Origin of the sequence: Chitinophaga sp. LS1 (assembly GCF_034274695.1) — a bacterium.
In the GTDB taxonomy this organism is placed as follows: Bacteria; Bacteroidota; Bacteroidia; order Chitinophagales; family Chitinophagaceae; genus Chitinophaga.
Genome location: NZ_CP128362.1, coordinates 797,379 through 815,645, shown reverse-complemented (window position 1 = coordinate 815,645; position 18,267 = coordinate 797,379). Strand labels below are relative to the sequence as shown.

The 18,267-nt window shown below is 42.3% G+C and carries 17 protein-coding genes; 11 read left to right on the top strand and 6 right to left on the bottom strand.

The window, feature by feature from the left end:
• Window positions 1–109: 109 nt before the first annotated feature.
• From QQL36_RS03330 to QQL36_RS03305, 6 genes are all read left to right on the top strand, one after another.
• The gene (locus tag QQL36_RS03330; RefSeq protein ID WP_321568897.1) at window positions 110–343 is read left to right on the top strand and encodes a hypothetical protein; all 234 of its coding nucleotides are present in this window, start codon (window positions 110–112) and stop codon (window positions 341–343) included.
• An 89-nt stretch (window positions 344–432) separates the two neighbouring features.
• Window positions 433–774 (top strand): hypothetical protein, encoded by a 342-nt coding sequence (locus tag QQL36_RS03325; protein WP_321568896.1) that lies wholly within the window; start codon window positions 433–435, stop codon window positions 772–774.
• A 46-nt stretch (window positions 775–820) separates the two neighbouring features.
• Complete coding sequence (locus tag QQL36_RS03320) at window positions 821–1,327, top strand: hypothetical protein (RefSeq protein WP_321568895.1); 507 nt, start codon at window positions 821–823, stop codon at window positions 1,325–1,327.
• A 37-nt stretch (window positions 1,328–1,364) separates the two neighbouring features.
• Window positions 1,365–1,841 (top strand): hypothetical protein, encoded by a 477-nt coding sequence (locus QQL36_RS03315; protein ID WP_321568894.1) that lies wholly within the window; start codon window positions 1,365–1,367, stop codon window positions 1,839–1,841.
• 38 nt (window positions 1,842–1,879) lie between these two features.
• Window positions 1,880–2,500: a hypothetical protein gene (locus tag QQL36_RS03310; RefSeq protein ID WP_321568893.1), complete on the top strand. Its 621-nt coding sequence runs from the start codon at window positions 1,880–1,882 to the stop codon at window positions 2,498–2,500.
• A 48-nt stretch (window positions 2,501–2,548) separates the two neighbouring features.
• Complete coding sequence (locus QQL36_RS03305) at window positions 2,549–3,064, top strand: hypothetical protein (protein ID WP_321568892.1); 516 nt, start codon at window positions 2,549–2,551, stop codon at window positions 3,062–3,064.
• Window positions 3,065–3,185: 121 nt separating this feature from the next.
• Here QQL36_RS03305 and QQL36_RS03300 read toward each other — a convergent pair whose 3' ends face one another.
• Window positions 3,186–5,204, bottom strand: a complete 2,019-nt coding sequence (locus QQL36_RS03300) for a glycoside hydrolase family 2 protein (RefSeq protein ID WP_321568891.1) — start codon at window positions 5,202–5,204, stop codon at window positions 3,186–3,188.
• A gap of 1,079 nt (window positions 5,205–6,283) precedes the next feature.
• On the opposite strand from QQL36_RS03300, the gene QQL36_RS03295 reads away from it, so the two are divergent.
• From QQL36_RS03295 to QQL36_RS03285, 3 genes are read left to right on the top strand one after another with little or no spacing between them, the layout of a single operon-like run.
• Complete coding sequence (locus QQL36_RS03295; RefSeq protein WP_321568890.1) at window positions 6,284–7,333, top strand: TlpA disulfide reductase family protein; 1,050 nt, start codon at window positions 6,284–6,286, stop codon at window positions 7,331–7,333.
• Window positions 7,330–7,521 (top strand): hypothetical protein, encoded by a 192-nt coding sequence (locus QQL36_RS03290; RefSeq protein WP_321568889.1) that lies wholly within the window; start codon window positions 7,330–7,332, stop codon window positions 7,519–7,521. The genes QQL36_RS03295 and QQL36_RS03290 overlap by 4 nt, the downstream gene beginning before the upstream one ends.
• Window positions 7,508–7,825 carry a hypothetical protein gene (locus QQL36_RS03285; protein WP_321568888.1) on the top strand — a complete coding sequence of 106 codons (318 nt, stop codon included), beginning with the start codon at window positions 7,508–7,510 and terminating at the stop codon, window positions 7,823–7,825. Before QQL36_RS03290 ends, QQL36_RS03285 begins: the two co-directional genes overlap by 14 nt.
• 3 nt (window positions 7,826–7,828) lie before the next feature.
• Here the strand turns inward: QQL36_RS03285 and QQL36_RS03280 are convergent, their stop codons facing one another.
• Both QQL36_RS03280 and QQL36_RS03275 read right to left on the bottom strand, forming a co-directional pair.
• Window positions 7,829–8,503, bottom strand: a complete 675-nt coding sequence (locus QQL36_RS03280) for a DUF6928 family protein (protein WP_321568887.1) — start codon at window positions 8,501–8,503, stop codon at window positions 7,829–7,831.
• Between the two features lie 4 nt (window positions 8,504–8,507).
• Complete coding sequence (locus QQL36_RS03275) at window positions 8,508–8,933, bottom strand: DUF3828 domain-containing protein (RefSeq protein WP_321568886.1); 426 nt, start codon at window positions 8,931–8,933, stop codon at window positions 8,508–8,510.
• 188 nt (window positions 8,934–9,121) lie between these two features.
• Between QQL36_RS03275 and QQL36_RS03270 the strand changes: the two genes are divergently transcribed.
• Window positions 9,122–10,486: an AAA family ATPase gene (locus tag QQL36_RS03270; RefSeq protein ID WP_083720076.1), complete on the top strand. Its 1,365-nt coding sequence runs from the start codon at window positions 9,122–9,124 to the stop codon at window positions 10,484–10,486.
• Between the two features lie 6 nt (window positions 10,487–10,492).
• Window positions 10,493–10,996: an RloB family protein gene (locus tag QQL36_RS03265; protein ID WP_321568885.1), complete on the top strand. Its 504-nt coding sequence runs from the start codon at window positions 10,493–10,495 to the stop codon at window positions 10,994–10,996.
• A 232-nt stretch (window positions 10,997–11,228) separates the two neighbouring features.
• Here the strand turns inward: QQL36_RS03265 and QQL36_RS03260 are convergent, their stop codons facing one another.
• The 3 genes from QQL36_RS03260 to QQL36_RS03250 all read right to left on the bottom strand — a co-directional run bounded on the left by QQL36_RS03260 (window position 11,229) and on the right by QQL36_RS03250 (window position 18,181).
• Entirely contained in the window at window positions 11,229–13,178 is a 1,950-nt protein-coding gene (locus QQL36_RS03260) for an alkaline phosphatase (RefSeq protein ID WP_321568884.1), read from the bottom strand.
• A gap of 93 nt (window positions 13,179–13,271) precedes the next feature.
• On the bottom strand, window positions 13,272–14,774 hold the full coding sequence (locus tag QQL36_RS03255) for a RagB/SusD family nutrient uptake outer membrane protein (RefSeq protein ID WP_083720079.1): 1,503 nt from the start codon (window positions 14,772–14,774) through the stop codon (window positions 13,272–13,274).
• Window positions 14,775–14,797: 23 nt separating this feature from the next.
• The gene (locus QQL36_RS03250; RefSeq protein WP_321568883.1) at window positions 14,798–18,181 is read right to left on the bottom strand and encodes a TonB-dependent receptor; all 3,384 of its coding nucleotides are present in this window, start codon (window positions 18,179–18,181) and stop codon (window positions 14,798–14,800) included.
• Window positions 18,182–18,267 lie beyond the last annotated feature (86 nt).

The window sequence follows — 18,267 nt, the reverse complement described above, 5'->3', positions numbered from 1 at the left end:
AGTATAAGTGTACCGGCTTTTTCGTGGACGTCTTCAACGTTTAAGAGTAAAAGATAATAACTTGCAGCCGGCTTCCTGGAGGCCGGCTGTTTAATTAAAATGATAAATTATGGAAAGAACGATTGCTTATTATTTGAAAGGAAGTGAGGATTTTGTGAGTGAGTACCTGGTTGAATTGGAAGTGGCGGAGATTAGTAAGATTTGGGAAGCGGAAGATGGGGATGCAGATTATTTGAATATTTACCAGGTAGGAGCTGCGCAGAAGGCAGCAGTGGAGCAATTGCTAGGCGAGAAGCTGGATTTAAATAAATATGATTATTATTTAGAGACCCATCAGGGGTAATAAGCGCACTTATTTATTATCCACAAACCCACCAGGGGGAATATTACCTATCCCCCCTCATAGCAATATGGGATGACAACCCCCATGTTATGAATACAGACATCTTAATAGAAGGTAGAGGACTTGAAGAATTATACCAATTCCTGGAAAACAAAGGAATAGAACCAGAAATAAAGTATCGCTTTAATCATTGGTTCTTATCTGCTGAAATAGCGGGAATTAGATTAAGTGGAGATAGAGAATCACTGATAGAAGTGCTACTGGAATATTATGAAGGTAGAAAAGGAAAAGATGTGACCCTGACTATTGGTAATAATCAGCGTATCTCTTTTAAAGACAAAGAGATCGCAACAATCAGACAGGAGATAGACACTATCCTACAGGAGATAGTAACTACCAGACCTGAAAAAGAGATACTAACCCCCTGTTGATATGGAACAACCGAGTATCTTCGACCTATAAAATAGTTAATAACCTATGGAACAACCCTCTATTTTCGAAGAACATTTCGCCACGGCATTCCAGGTACGTCGCCGCCGCTTGTTACCCGTTTTTCTTAAAGTTTACATCTGGATTGGGTTCCTGATATTGTTAGGCTGTTTGATTGCTTTATTATTTACTATTGGCGCCGGCCTTCTTAAACATCATCATTATAAAAGGCGCGACTCAGGATGGTTGGAAGTCGTTGAACTCTCCGTAGGATTGGGATTGATCACTATATTTTTTATGGCTGTTGCCGGTCTCTGGTTTGAAGCCAAATGGGCGATCCGGTATAACTGGGTGTTGGGGGGAATCCTGTTTGCTAGTTTCCTTTTTGTCATAGGTATTTCGTTCAATGATTGGACCGGAACCGATTTAAGTGAACTCTCCCTTCCGTGGGCAGTAGCTATTCCCTATTATGTCATGTTAAATAAGATCCAGTATCGCTGGGAACATGTCGCAGTTTCAAAAAGGGAAGCCCTTTCCGCTACCCCTATGAAATAGCTAATGTATTGCGTATATTTGCTATATAATAATATCTATGGAGCAGCCAACTATTTTCGAGGATAATTTTGGGACGGAATTTCGTATTCGCCGTCGCAGTTTGCTACCCGTTTTCCTAAAAGTTTATATCTGGATAGGATTTGTTGTAGCTATGATCTCCTTTGTCGCCATCTTATTTGCGTTGGGGTTTTCGCAACTCATTCTTGGAGCGTTCGGTCAGAATTATTTGGCGATGGTAGGTTTGGTGGGTATGGCCGCGCTTTTTTCCGCAATTATTTTTTCGATGACCGCTTCTCTTTGGTTTGAAGTGAAATGGGCCATCCGGTATAACTGGATCATGGGAGCGATTTGGTTGGTGATGTTGGGAGTCGGCTTTTTCACTGGTGATACAAAAAATAGCCAGATCAATGGGTTGGTGTTGACCATTCCTTACTGGATTATGATCTACAAAATCCAATATCGGTGGGAGCAGGAAGCTGTATCTAAGCGGGAACTCAAAATGAAGACAAACTAAACGAAGACATACTAAGCGACTTATTTTTTCCTTATACCATGAATGCACAAGTTATTTACCTGCTAGTTTTTATCTTAGGGGTCGTGATGGCCATTTGGATGCAGAGACGTTTTTGTATACTCTGCGATGCCAGTAACATAGATCCTAAACCCTTTAGTTATTCCAGGTTACAGTTACTCTGGTGGACTTTTATCATACTGGTTTCCTTTATCAGTATCCTGGCTGCTACCGGCAAGATGCCGACTTTTGATACTTCTACGTTATTACTCCTGGGTATCGGCGCACTGACCACGGCCTCTGCACGCATTGTAGACGTGGCAGATGATAACAAATACAAAGAAGCGGTGACAGAAGCGACTGAAGAGGAAGCAGCTGTGCCGCAGAAGAATTCAAAAGACATGAAAAGCGAAGGTTTCTGGCTGGATATTCTGTCTGATAAAACGGGTATTAGTATTCCACGTTTTCAGGCGGTGGTGTTCAATTTGTGTTTTGGAATCTGGTTTATATGGAGAACGGTGATCAATTTGCAGTTGGCAGGGTTTGCTTCTTCTGATGATATGATTGATAAGATTATGCCTGTTATTCCCATGAATAACCTTATCTTATTGGGTATTAGTGCGGGTACTTATGTGGCCCTGAAGTCTTCAGAAAATAAATAGTATGTAGCCATTCCATTACCGGGGAGGCAAGTGGGATTTTTGTAGTTTTTGAAGAAGGTGCCTACGTGGATGACCTGGCATTTGCATATGCGGGGTGTGAATGGGTTGTTGGTGTACCTGGTGTATGAGAAAATAATATTTATGGAAATTAACGTAAGCAGAAGAAATCTGCTGCCATTGTTGTTAAAGATTTATTTGTTAGCCGGTGTGCTGCTGGGCGTGCTTTTCCTTTGTTTAGGAGCAGCGATGGTGGGGCATGCGGCTATGCCTGAGGCGTATAGTCTGGCACATGAAATAATGGGAAATGTAGCGATTGCAGGATACTTCCTGTTGTCGATCGCTTATATCGTAAAATACTTTTTGTTATGGTTAGAGGTGAAGTCTGCGATTCGGTGGAATTGGGGGATAGGAGTGTGTTGGGGGATTTTTATTTTGGTAGTGGGTATTGTGCAGAATAAACCGGAATATCTGTTAATACAGTTGGTAGTGAGTGCGCCTTACTGGTGGATGTTATATCGTATACAAAATAAATGGGAACATGAAGCTGTTCGTGGAAGAAAATAAGAAGGTACGAAGAAGAAGTTTGATGCCGCTGATGATGAAGATCTATTTGTGGGTAGGAGTGGCAGGTGGGATTGGATCATGTTGTACAACATTCAGTATAAATGGGAACATAAAGCAGTAGCTAATGATGAGCTATCGCAGTCAATAACGAATCGTTGATGGCCCTGATCTCAGGAACCGGCATTTTAGGAACTTTTCTATCGTAGGTGATTAACCCGTTTTCTTCTCTTTCTACATCAAATGGTTGGGTATAGATAGCCCCAGATAAACCCGCTCTTTCATATAAATACAATAATTGCATAAGTGCCTGGTAGTAATCAGGAAATTCTGCGCGGGTGACATCGAGATAACTATAAGACTGATCTGGGTCCCAGCGATGACCTGCTATACTTACACCGATGCCTCCCCATTCACCAAGTACAGCGGCTTTTTGAGGTAAAGAGGGACCGATGGAAGGGCCAGGGTATTTATGTACATCGACGAAGTCGCTGCCGGCCCACATTTGAGAAGGGTAGCCTTCGCTGTATTCATCCATATTGGCGCCGGAGTGAGCGTTGAGGAGACGGCTGGGATCGTAACGTTTGAGTTGGGTGGCGAGGCGTAATTGATCGTAGGCACCCCAGCCTTCGTTGAATAAGGTCCAGACGATGATGGAGGGGAAGTTGTAGAGTTGTTGGATGATTTTTGGGCTTTCGTCTTCGAATACGGAGGCGTCGGCCTGGGTGTAGCCGGCAGGGGGAATGAGGTCTTGCCACACTAGTATACCTAGTTTGTCACAGTGGTAATACCAGCGGTCAGGTTCGATTTTGATGTGTTTGCGGATGGTGTTGAAACCCATTTGTTTGATGATGTTGATATCGTATGCTAAGGCGCTGTCAGTTGGGGCGGTGTAAATGCCGTCAGGCCAGTAGCCCTGGTCGAGGACGCCGAGGTTGAATAGGTATTTGTGATTGAGGAAGATGCGGGGCCGGCCGGCGGCGTCTGGTTCTAAAGTGATTTTACGCATGGCGAAATAGCTGGTGATGGAGTCGGTGATGATGCCGTCTTTTAGGAGGCGGATGGTGAGGGGGTAGAGATAGGGATCTTGTGGACTCCAGGTATGGGGAGATGGGATGTGTAGAGTGAGGCTGTCGCCAGCAGAGGGGGCGGTGCTGATGTTGTTTGAAATAGCTTGAATGGTATAATGGGAGGATGGGGGAGAGGTGCTTTGAGGATTGGAGGATGAAATGGGAAATGTGTTTTGAGTGCTGGGATATGAAACAGGGATGGTATTATGAGAGTCGAAGTTGTGAGTGTCGAATGATGAAACAGGAATGGTATTTTGATCATGAGGTGTAGATTGATCATAAGATGCAGATTGATCAGGAGGTGTAGATTGATCATGAGGTATAGAACTGGAAATCGCATTTTGTCCATCAGGAGATGAAACGGCTACTTTGATCTGTAGCTCATTATTATCAAGATCTGGTGTGAGGGTGAACCCCGCGATATAGGTGTCAGGTAAGGTTTCTAACCAGACGGTTTGCCAGATGCCGCTACAGGCAGTGTATAATATTTTACGTGGGTAGAGGCTTTGTTTGCCATGTGGGTTATTGCCTTGAGAGGTGGGGTCGTAGACACTGACGATTAATTCGTTGTTATCTGGTTTGAGGAAAGAAGTGATATCGTAAGAGAAATGATTATAGCCACCGAGGTGTGCGCCGAGGTTATGGCCATTGAGGTAGACGGTGGCTTTCCAGTCGACGGCGCCGAAATGCAGGAGGGTTCTTTGTTTGGGAGTGGCTTTGAAAGTAGTATGGTACCAGAGGCGTTGTTTAGGCAGAAGCGCTTTTTTTACACCGGAAAGCGCGGATTCTATTGGAAAAGGGACGAGGATCTTTCCCTGGTAATAGGTAGGGGCGGCAGCATCCCAGGCGGTGATGGCGTAGTCCCAGAGGCCGTTGAGGTTTTGCCATTGGGTGCGGACCATTTGAGGGCGGGGGTATTCAGGGAGGGGATGAGAGGGTGATACCTGTGAGGCCCAGGGAGATTGAATAGTGATTGGCTGCATGTGCCAGGCGGAGATGGGGCGGGCTTTGACATGCAGGAGTGAGTTATAGAGAAGCAGGAGGATGATGAATTGGAGGATCCTGGATTTCATTGGAGGTAAATATAAAGGTTGAGGGGAAGGGGTAGTTAGGAGATCGCAGAAATAATTGAGAGGTGGTATATTCATCAAAAAAGAGAAACTGAGGTTTTACACACCTTAATATTCACTGTTTATCATTTAGCAAAAAAGATATACAACTTGTTTTGCTTTTTAAAAGTAGAAATTAAAAATTATCAGGAGATATTTTTTAATTTTTTTTATTCTACATTTATACCTGTTGAATCATTGTTAGTGATTAGTGTAACCCTTGGTGTGAACAATGAATTACATACGTAGAAAAATCATTTTTAAGCCGTCGCTATAAACTTCGCCAATTCACTTTCGGCGATAAATTTTACCAGATAACCTTCAATTACTGTCATGTAGTCGTTTGTAAAGCTGTCTGCGCATTGCTAAATGATGTGTGTGTCCGGCATTTTTTAATTTTCATAGTGTAAACCCGTAAACATTGATTGCCTCTGTGGTGATCAATGAAGGGATCCCTATTTTGAAAAATAACGTTTGTCATGGTTACTTTCATAGAAAAGCTTTTAATCCAAAGAGCAATTCTCCTCAGATGACTAAAGTATTGGTTGATCTTTTAGGGCTGATGATTAGTGAAACCAGCCTTACACGGGAACTGAAGAACACCCGGATTATCCAGGTATGCTTAGTATCAGCGATGTGCTAAGAGTTATGGTGTGGAGAATATCGCTATAAACATTACTGCTGATAAGCTTTCAGTATTACTGGTTCCTTTTATTGCGCCATTAAAGGATGAACGTGGTATGTTGAGGATGTTTACTGTGGTGAAAGAAATAAATGAGTATGATTTAGTCTTTTATAGTCCGGAATACCATCCCTGGAGAAGATCGACTGTACGAGGAATGTAAATGTGGCTCTTCCGGCTATTGCAGCAGTCCTGGTACAGGACAATCTTCCAGATCCTAATTGAAAAGGACGTCCTGAAGGCTTATGGTTTTAGGACGTCTATTGATTTTAAAAATAGAATTGTTATGGCAGTTAGGTGTTTTTTTCTGACAATAGGTTTGATAATATCATTTAAAACGTTTTCACAGCATAAATTTTATGTGAAAATTCGCGTTAATAATACTATTGATAAAAACAGCTTGTCATTTTTTGTAAACGATGGGCAAAGACCGGTGGCCATTCATGATTCAGAGAATAATGAAATTAAGTTGACCGGGGAATTAGCGGCCGAAGCAACCACATTGACTATAAGATATAAACAGGCAGCTACTATATTTCTTATCGGTGAACAACCGGCTTCGATATCTCTTTATTATAAAAATAACGATCTGAATTACGGTAAACCTTCAAACACACTGGCTGTTTTTGATACAATTTATAATAAGTATTACAGGGATATTTATAGATATAGATTGCCGGAATTACAAGCATATCTTAATTTCTGGAAAGGGAAAGATAATGACGACTTCAGGAATGATTCCTTATTCAATATTAATAAGCGCCTTGTTAAAAATATCAGCTTGAAAGCATTGCCGATATTGAAAAAATATTCCGATAAATATTATTCATTCTGGTTCTTCTATAATCAGGTGACATTACCCTCCCTGAGTATCCTTATTCATGACACTGATTATGTTAGAACGTTGTATAATTTTCTACAAAAAGACCTTGACAAGCGATTTTTGAAGACAGAAAAGGGACAGATGATTGCCAGTCAGTTACAAGGTATTCTTCACCCAGCAACTGTGATGCATGCCGCACCTGTACTTGCTATAAAAGATATATACGGGAATAATATCAGTTTGAACACTACAAATAAATATCTGTTGCTGAACTTTTGGGCCTCCTGGTGTGGACCTTGTATTGCAGAAATTCCATTTTACCAATCATTACAAAAAGAATATCCAGCAAACAAGCTGGATATAGTGGGCATCAATATGGATCGAAATATGTCAGACTGTGCAAGAACGATATCTGAAGAAAATATTACCTGGATACAGGTATTTGATCAGGACAGAAAAATCAGGGATAGCTATGGGATCAACACGCTGCCTACTACAGTGCTTATTGACAAGGGAATTATTATTTATAAATCAGAAGGAATTGATACTTCAAATATTCGGGCATTATTAAATAAGAAGTTGTTATGATACCTGTCTTTGTTATTAATTTACCACATAGACAGGATAAGCGATTGAATATCATCCATGAATTTTCAGATAAGAACATTTTTAAAACCAGCATTGTTGCACCTATACCACATGAAATAGGGGCGGTGAGTCTTTGGTTTACCATTCAACATATTATACAAAATCTGACACCTGATGGTGCTTTATAGAAAGATCTTTCAGAAAATACCTGATGAGCCTTCCTGGATAACCGGTCAATATACACATGATCAAATAGAACCATTTGCCGGGCTATTTTACTGGTTGGCAAAATATGGGAAGCCATATTTTTTGAAGGCTTCAATATTGTGGGATAATGTGTCTACTAAAGTGACGGGTGCCATTGATGAAAATATCACTTACTGCCTACATAGCTGGTATAGTAGGGATTACGATATTAATTATCGGGAGAAAGTGAGGATTGATTTTCTGTATGAGGTGGCAAAGTTGAATAAGGCCGGTTTTTTTTGCTGAATGCTACCAAAACTTCCACCATGGCTTTATAACCACGACAGGTTTTGTTTTTTGCTTACGACCGGCTTGTACAGATGCTGCTTTGGTTGTTTTAAAACCTGACAACCTAAACTCAAACATCTCCTCATCTTCAAAAAATTCCTTACCGGTATACCGTGCCCACATTGAGGATACGAAATTTTCTCCTACCTGGTCCTCTTCATAAGGTTCGTCGTCTCTTAAATGATAGATCCTTCTACCATCTTTGATTTCAGATTTGGAGAGGAGTTCCTGCTCTTCCAACAAAGGTTCGCCTAGCTCAATGATGGTACCCTGTTCTGCATTACCACATCTTACACGAATCTTTTCCCCATTTTTTACTATTGAATATCCCCAGTGATTGACTCCGCTATGTAATTGTATGGTACAGATTTCAGCAGCAGGAAATAGGATAGACAACTTTTGTTCGAATGTTGATAACTCTTTTCCGAAAGAATGGTCGGTTATCTCCCAGGAAGATATGATCAGATTTTCTTTATAAACACCTATGAATATCTGATGTTTTTCAGGATAGACAGCTACGTCATACGGTTCATCCTCAATCGTTTCGAATTGTTCAATACCCAGCTCCTGCAGGAGCTTTTCAGGATCTACTGTTGTGACATTGCTGATAATTATTGACGCAGCTTTCCATCCCATAATATTAGTTTTTAAATCCGCTGATTTTATATTGATTTCTTTCTTTTGTAACGAAGACTTTTATATAGTGTCTTTTCTTTTCGTAGTTATCTAAAAAGGAAACATTGTACAAGTTAGGAGTTTTTGGATCTTTTTCAATTTGCAATGTTCTTACCCAATCCTTGTCAGCATCCTGTGCATTCAGATATGGATCGTAATCCAGCTCCATTGTTTCAGTTTGTTTTTTTACCCGGGAGATAAGTTTGGCGGTACTGTATTGTTTCTGCAATTTTTCAATTTGGCGTTCTCCGGTGCTGGATTCAACAGCCGGAATGTAAGCCTTGTAAAACTTCGTTAACATGATTTTTGCACTGTCTGTCTGTGCATTTGCAAACTGGATGAATAACAATGTATTCAGGATAAAAAGATACAGGATTTTTTTTGGTTTCATGGTATAAATGTAAATAATTGACAATTACAGATCAGTATTTTACATGAATGTATTGTTAATTATTAAAATGTATATTCTGTACATGTTGAAAATTACAATGAATACCCGGATCAGTGATAAATAATTATAGTTTTTATTAGTCTTGTTGTGAAAAAATCACCATATTGCATATTAAAATCCAGATTACTATGTTAATTAGGTTTTCTGTAGAGAATTTTTCGTCATTTAATGAACGGCAGGTAATTTCCTTTCTTCCTGGAAAAGGAGTCTTAAAACCCGAACATAAGACAAAGCCTGTAAAAGGAGTATCGTTACTTAAAACTGCCTTGGTTTTTGGTGCAAATGCATCTGGAAAATCAAACCTCGTTAGAGCAATAGAATTTGGCCGTAGATTGGTCCTGGCAGGTACAAGATCAGATGCAATGATTGGGTATAAAAAATTCAGGTTAGATGCCAGTGCTACTAATAGGAATTCCCGTATTGAATATGAAATTCAGCATAAAGGGAAAAATTATGCTTATGGTTTCGTATTCAATAATACTGAAATAGTGGAGGAATGGTTGTATGAAGTGAAAAAGAGTGGTGATATAAAGCTTTTTGAAAGAAACTGCAATGAATTCGATTTAGAATATTTCCTGAAGAAAAACCCTAAAGAAGATCATCAGCAGTTTTTGCGTTTTACTGCCAGAGCTACACCTGTAAATCAACTTTTTCTTACTGAAATCAGAACAAGAAGAGTCAAAGAGAATGTAAAGGATATTGAGGATCTGTTGAACGTAAATGATTGGTTCCTTAATTCTTTGAAGGTAATATTTCCTGACGATAAGTATAATGAAGGATTGAAATTTGAACTGGAAGACAATGAAAAGTTGTTGACTATTTTTCAGGAGTTTTTAAATTATTTTGATACTGGGATCAGTGGTGTATGTTTAGAGCGCGTTGAAATGGAAAGCTTGGATTTACCTTCTAAAGTTGTAAGCAGTATTCTTGATCAGCTCCATAGTAAAGAATCAGAATCAGCAGTAGCTGTTATCTCTCATTCGAGAAATACGTTTTTTATTAGCAAACAAAATAATGAAATTTCCTTTAAGAAATTCATGACTAAACATAAGATCAAAGATCAGGACAATGAAGAATTCTTTGATCCTGGTGATGAATCTGATGGCACAAATCGTATCATGGATTTTATTCCATTAATTATGGATTTGCTAAAAGGAGATAACGTTTTTGTTGTTGATGAAATGGAAAGGAGCTTACATCCAAATTTGATGTACGATATTATAGACCTTTTTATTGACAAAGGCCGGGAAGTGAATAGCCAACTTATTATTGCAACACATGAATCATCCTTGTTGACACAGAAATTATTACGTAAGGATGAATTATGGTTTGTGGTAAAAGACAAAGATGGAGCGACCAGACTTCATTCATTGGAAGAATATACAATTCGTTTTGATAAGGAGATTAGAAAAGATTATTTATTGGGCCGATACAAAGGCGTACCAAGGATTGGGAATAGGCGGAAGTTGACTATATTGCCTAATCAACCTTGATATTTTATGGGAAGAGAACGTCAGGAGTTATTTCGGGAAAGTAATACAAAAGATAAAGAGAGAATAATTGTACTTGCATTTGAAGGTAACGATACTGAAGAAATTTATTTTTCTGCCTTAAAAGATTGCATGTACTTCAACGATGAATTAATTTATCTGCATATTTTAAAACGGCCTAAGACCGATACTAACAGTGCTCCCAAACATGTTTTTGCAAAGCTTAAAAGTGAGGCTAAAGATAAATATAATTTTGGTGTACAGGATGAACTGTGGATGATTATTGATACTGACAGATGGAAGAATCTGCGGGAAATTGTTAATCAATGTAAGACAGCGGGTGGAATGTATGTGGCAATAAGTAATCCTTGTTTTGAAATCTGGTTACTGATGCATGTATCAGATTTTAGTCGTTTTTCTGAAGAAGAAAAGTTGGCGATCTTAAAGAATAAAAAACAAGGTAACAGACGACATTTGGAAAAAATTGCTTGTTGGAGCATTGGGATCATTTAATAAATCGAACTTTGAAACTGATTTGTTGCTACCCAATATACATAAAGCAATTTTTCAGGGTAAAGTACTTGATTCAGCACTTGAAGAAATACCTGGTGGTATAGGATCTCATGTTTATAAAGTAGTCGAAAAGTTGATTATCCAACCTACGAATTAATATAAATATAAACGGCGCTTATTATTTTAAGCGCCGTTTATATTTACAATTTTATTATTAAACGATCTGGTCCTTTTATTTCAACAGATCAATGATCTTTTTAAAGATTTCCGTATTCTCATACACCCCTCTGAATAACAATGAATTAGGGCCATAAGCAAATACCGGTACCATCACCGCAGTATGGTCATTGGTACTGAAATGACCGTCTGCCTGACCTTTGGAGATGTTGCCATCTAACAGGGATAACCCCCCGGTTTCATGATCGGCAGTAACGATCACTAAGGTATGACCATCTTCATCTGCGAATTTCATGGCTTCGCCAATGGCCTTGTCAAAGTCCATCATTTCTGTGATGACATAAGGGAGTTTGTTGGCATGACCACCATAATCTATCTGCGCTCCTTCGGCCATGATAAAGAAGCCTTTTTTATTGGTGTTTAAGGTGTGGATGGTTTTGGTGAGTGCTTTAGAAAGAAATTCTCCACGACCATTCTGCATGGAGAGCTCTGCCTGGGTAGTCAGGTTGATATATTTTGAAGATTGTATAGTGTCGAGGTCTTCTAATTTAGTCGTGAAGGTGTAGCCTTTCTCTTTTAATAATGCAGGCATATCCAATTTGTCCCCACGTGCATTGAAGTGACGGGGAGCGCCACCGATCAGGACGGAGACAGGACTGTTGAGGAAGTCTTTAGCAATAGCGTCTTCGTAACTTCTGTCCTGTGCATGGCCATAGAAGGCAGCAGGAGTCGCATCGGTGATGTCACCGGCGCTGATGATGCCTGATACATAACCTTTAGGTGCAATGATGTCAGGGATGGCAGGGATCGCAACACCGGTGGCATCTACACCAACGTAGCGGTTATTGGTTTTTTTGCCTGATGCCATGGCGGTGCCGCCGGCAGCAGAGTCGGTGATGTAGCTGTCGGAAGAGTAGGTTTTTGAAAAGCCGATGTTCAGCATTTCAAGGAGGTTCAGTTGGCCACGGTTGCCAGTGAAGCCGGAGTATATCTGAGTGAGACCCATACCATCGCCGATGAGAAGGATGACTTTATTGATGGTAATGAGACTGTCGTTGTTGATGTATTTTGCTTTGTAGACTTCGTGAGGTGCCATGGTCGCATTGTATTCAATGTTTGCACGGTTAGAGAGGAAGTCGGCGATCGCTTCTACTTTGTCAGTATTGATATAGTTGACACCCAGGTTCATGAAAGTCTTCCAGGTGTTTGGATTGTCAGGAGTATCCCAGAAGCGTACTTTTTTACCAAGGGTGTGTATGCTGTCTATCCATTGTTGGATGCGGTCATGTTCAGGTTTGATGATGATGCCTTTGCCATTCCATTGGGTAAAGTTTTTCAGATCAGTGCTGTACATGGGAATGCGTTTGGCAGCGTCGGCGGGATAGCTGCCTTCACGCTTGCCGTCGAATAAGATATAGGAGGGGTAGGTGTGCCAGAGTTTGGGATCGGGTTGGTTCCCGCTGATCACGATCTGGATGGTGGGGTTGTTGGTGATAGTGGGGTATTTAGAGAGGATCTTTATGAGAGCTGCCATGGTGGCAATGCTGTCGGTTTTGAAGTCGATCAGGAGTTGGAGGGTGTCGGGGGAATTTGGGTAGGCGGTGCCGTTGTTTTTTTTGATGTTGTTTTTTAATGGAATGAGATAGAGGGATTCGAGGGTACGGTCAGGGGTGAGTTCTTTGGTTTCGTGAGCGACCCATAAAGAGTTGTTTTGGGTGTAGACGTCGGCTTCGATGCTACCGAAGTGGCGGGTGTAGGCGGAGAGGAAGGGGATGGGTTGTTCGTAGTCGTTGTGGGAGTGGGCGTTGATGGGGGTGTAGGTTGGAGGGTAGGGGTGTGTTTGTGATTGGGTCTGGGTTTTTGTTTGAACCAGAGATTGGGGCTGAGTTTGGACCTTGGTTTGGGCCTGGGCCTGGACCTGGGATTGGGCTTGAGTTTGTGTTTGAGCCTGGGATTGGGCTTGGAAGGTGGCGAATAATAGAGAGGATAAAAGTAATTTTTTCATGGTTTATTGAAGTTTGATTAATTCCCGCCCTCCCAATCCTGGTAGGCCCAAAAGGGCCAGGGAAAGGGAGGACGGGATTATTATATAAATGATTTATTCCCATCCGGCATTCTGGGTCACAACACCATTACTGCTCGTTACCTCTGTTCTTGGCACCGGCCATACATTATGTACAGCTGGATTGAAGGTACGTGCAGGCCATACTATTGCACCAGAATACCCGTGCAATGGCTGTGCATAAGTGGCTTGTGCATCACCCCATCTTACCAGATCGAAGTGACGGTTAGCCCATTCACCAGCCAGTTCTGAACGACGTTGTTTTTTCAACTCAGTCATTGTCGCATTCGTTACACTTGCCAGACCAGCACGGTTACGGATCTTATTGATTTCAACATCTGCATTCTTACCCTGCATCAGTTCTGCTTCTGCCTTGATCAGCAACACTTCTGCATAACGGATCAGTGGCAGGTTCAGGTCAGTCGTCGGGTGATCGCCATTCGGGCTCACATGTGCCTGATTGGCATAGGAGAACGGCTCCATATACTTGCGGAACTGATAGCCAGACAAACTGTTGGTAGAAGCATACGTCTTAGCCGTACCAAAGTAAGTAAAGTTATCTCCTGGTTTCAGGATAGTCGCTTCCCTGCGCAGGTCACCACTTTCGTAAGAGTCATACAACTCTTTGGTTGGCATATAATAGCCCCAGCCATTGTATTCACCCCAACCTTTGTTTTCCAGCATCACACCTGGCAGAATGCTACCCCAGCCACTTGGTGACTGTGAGTTAGAATATACAGACCAAATATATTCACTGGTCCAGTTATTAGCAATAGTAAATACATCAGCGAAATTTGCCAGCAATGCATGCTTGCCACTGTTGATGACAGAGTCAGCATATTTTTCTGCATTTGCATAGTCCTTTTTATATAGGTACATTTTGCTCATGAATGCCCAGGCTGCGGTTTTGTGAGGACGGCCATATTGATCAGTGGTGTAAGTGTCAAAGTATGGGAGGTGGTTCGCCGCCTTTTGCAGTTCGCTGGCTACGTAGTCATACACTACATCTACATTTGCAGCACGTGGAATAGGCGCATCGCCTACAGTGCTGTCACGGTTTATAATAGGTACACCTGCGCGGGCATCACCATATGTGTAAGCCAGTTCAAAGTACATGAGACCACTGAAGAAATATGCTTCACCGAGGATACGGTTTTTCAGGGTTTCGTCCATATCGATAGCAGGAACGTGCTTGATGATATCGTTCGCACGTTTGATTACGATATAACGCATCTTCCACTGTGATTCGGTGTATGAACCGCCGATAAAGCTGCTGTTGAAGTTCTTGATGTTATCACCTTCCGCTTTTACACGACCGGTTATCATGTCGTCACTGGCGTTGATAAACCACCAGTAGCCACGACCATAAAAGTTTTCATCGTCAAACTCGGAGTACAGGGCATTGGCACCAGCGACAGCATCGTCTGATGTTGTCCAGAAGTTACCACTGGTAGGGGTACCTGCCGGCGTGATCTCCAGCTTCTTGTTACAAGCAGCCAGGAGGAGGATGGATAATGATAAAGATATAAGACGTTTCATTATTGTAGTATTAATTACCTTGATTAGAAGTTTACATTTAAGCCCAGTAAGAAGCTTCTTGATTGTGGATAACGGGCTACATCGATACCGTAATTATCCATACCTACTTCTGGATCGTATCCTTTATATTTTGTGAATGTGAGCAAATTATTTGCAGTAGCGTAAATACGTACAGCACCGATCTTCGCTGCATTCGTCAGGTGTACTGGCAGTGTATAACCAAGAGTAACGTTCTTGATACGCAGATAAGAACCATCTTCGATATACCAGTCAGATGTATTACCATAGTTACCATTCAGGTCGGTAGAGATCACACGTGTTACATCCGTATTCGTATGTGTTGGTGTCCATGCATCGAGAATACCTTTCAGCATGTTGTAGTTCGTACCAATGCTTGGGTTCATGTTCGTATACTTCAGTGCATTGAAGATCTTGTTACCATGTACACCCTGTGCAAAGATGTTCAGGTCAAAACCTTTGTAAGCAGCGTTCAGACTGAAACCATATGTAAAGCCAGGATAGAAGCTACCTACGATCTGACGGTCATTGTTATCAATCTTACCATCACTGTTTTTATCTACGAACTTACGGTCGCCTGCTTTTGCATTAGGCTGGATCTTAGTTACGCCATCAGGACCTACATAGCTGTCAACTTCTGCCTGTGACTGGAAGATACCGGCAGTCTTGATCACGTTGAAAGAATACTGTGGATTACCTACACGTGTTACCAGCGGCGTCAGGGAGCTACGGATGTTGGTAGAAGCTACGCTTACCACTTCAGTCAGACCTGTCTGCAGTGACAGCAGTTTGTTGGTTACTTTAGTCATAGTAGCACCTACACCGTAAGTGAAGTCTTTACCGACTTTGCCATTGTAGTTCAGACCCAGTTCAATACCCTTATCACGTGCCTCGCCCATGTTCTTGTACATACCTTCGCTCACACCTGCAGTACTTGGTGGGTTTACCTGCATCACCATGTTAGTGGTGGTCTTAATAAAGTAATCAGCCGTTAATGACAGTTGGTTTTTGAAGAATGCGAGGTCAGTACCAAAGTTGAGTTGTTTTGATTCCGCCCATTTCAGGTTTGGATTAGAGAGTGCATTTTCAGCTAAACCAGTAGACAGGGTACCTTCAGCACCAGTATATACAGATACAGAGGCCAGGTTTACGTTGAGTGCATTAGCAGGAACGCTACCCAGGTTACCCAGTACACCATAGCTGGCGCGGAGTTTCGCGATGCTCAGCCATTTGATGTCTTTCATGAAATTTTCGTCGGACAATACCCAACCACCGGATACAGAGTAGTAGTTCTGGTAGCGGTTCTGTGCTGCTACGCGGGAGCTACCATCACGACGACCCAGGATGGTGAAGAGGTATCTGCTGTTGTAGTCGTAGTTCACACGGGCGAGGAAAGATTCCACTGCGTCCTGTTCAATACCGCTACTTGGTTTAGACCATGCAGCAGCGTTGTCAAAATAACGATATACATCACGCTCATCGCTGAAAGAGTTGGCAGTAGCGATGAGGTATTTTTCAGTATGATGTTGATAGGTGTAACCTGCTAAAGCATTGATGTTGTGCAGACCGAAACGGTGAGCGTAGTTCAATGTTTGTTCAGACAGGATATCTGAGTAATCCTGAATTGTTTCAACCAGTGAGTTGTTGCTGTTGATCTTACCGATTTCAAGCGCACGGGTAGTGAATGTTTTCTGATCGCTGAAAGACTTGGTCACACTGAAGTTAGAGCGGAAGGTCAGGTCTTTGGTCAGGGTTAATTCAGCATACGGGTTGAGGTTGATTGCATTGACAGGCGTTTTGGAATCAAGGCGCATCAGGGTAGCAACCGGGTTGGCGAGGTCACCATAAGAACCTGCATAAGCAGCTGGCAGCCCGCTGAAAGCACCGGTAGCAGTATAAGGTGTCACATTGCGTGGGTAACCCAGTGCAGTGAAGATAACACCGGTGTAAGGGCTGGTTGTGTTCGCACCGTTACCGTTGTTATAAGTATAACTCATGTTTTCGCCGATCTTCAACCATGGTTTGATCTGCGCATCGGAATTGAGGCGGAAAGTATAGCGCTCACTGTTAGTATTGAGAAGGATACCTTCGTTGTTACGGTAGCCAAAGCCCATGTAGTAATGGTTTTTGTCAGTACCACCGTTTACGCCTATGTTGTAATCCTGGATTTTACCGGTACGGAAAATCTGGTCCTGCCAGTCGGTACGGGTGATTTGTCCGTCAGGATAGATGGCAGCATTAAAGGCATCAGCACGAGCGATACCAGCAGCATCGTAAGCGGTGTTTTCAACGTCTGCAAATTCTTTAGCAGTGAGAACGTCGAGTTTTTTAGCAGCCCATTGCCAGCCGGTTTTAGCATCAACAGAAACGGTCGCAGTACCTGATTTACCTTTCTTGGTCGTGATGAGGATGACACCGCCGGAAGCGCGTGCACCATAGATGGCAGCAGAGGCGTCTTTCAGTACGTTGATAGATTCGATATCGTTCGGGTTGATAGGACCACCGGTGTAGATAGATCCATCAACAACATAGAGTGCAGATTCACCGTTGATACCACCTAAGCCACGCACGTATACAGTTGGCTTTGAGGTTGGATCACCCCCGTTGTTGGATACGATCACACCGGCAGCTTTACCTTGCAGAGCTTCGGTGACGTCGTTCAGTGAGCGGGAGGTGAGTTTATCCATCTGAACATCAGCAATCGCACCGGATACGGTAGCTTTACGCTGGGTACCGTAACCTACTACAACGAGTTGGTTCAGGTTCAGGCTATTTTCCTGTAAAACGATGTTGAAGGTACGTTCTGCACCGATGGTGATGTCTGCTGATTTGTAACCAATCATTGTGATAGAGATGGTTGCATTTTCAGGTACGGTGAGTTTGAATTGACCGCTGGCATCAGTGTGTGTGCCTTTGGTAGTTCCTTTTACGAAAACGGTAGCGCCGATGAGGGGACCGTTTTTGTCAGATACAGAACCGGTGATGGTGATGTCGTTGGCAGCTTGCTGGAGGCTGGTGTGAGCCAGGGTGGCAGCGCTGTCATAGATTAAGATGGTGTTGTAGCGTTCTTCGAATTTTAAAGAAGATTGGTTGAGGAGGTCCTGGAGGATCGCGATCACCGCGGTTTTGCGGTAGGTGTTGGCGTGCACCTGGACTTTCCTGAGGGCATCTTCATCGTAGGCAAGACTGATCTGGGCGGCAGATTCCAGTTGTTTGAGGGCAGAGGAGAGGCTGCCTTGTTGAACCTGGAAGCGTTGTAGCATTTTGTGCAGTTCCTGCCTGCCGGATGATGGTCTGGCCATGGCGGAGGTAACCAGCAGTAGCAGGGCCATAGTGGCTGCGAATGCGTGTTTGACGCGGGTTGAGAAAAGTGCGTTGTCTGTGTGCATATATAGTGTTTGTTAAGGCAAAAGATTGTGTGTGATTGATGTGTATTTGTTTGTTATGCTGATTGATTGCTATCAGTGTTTTTTGC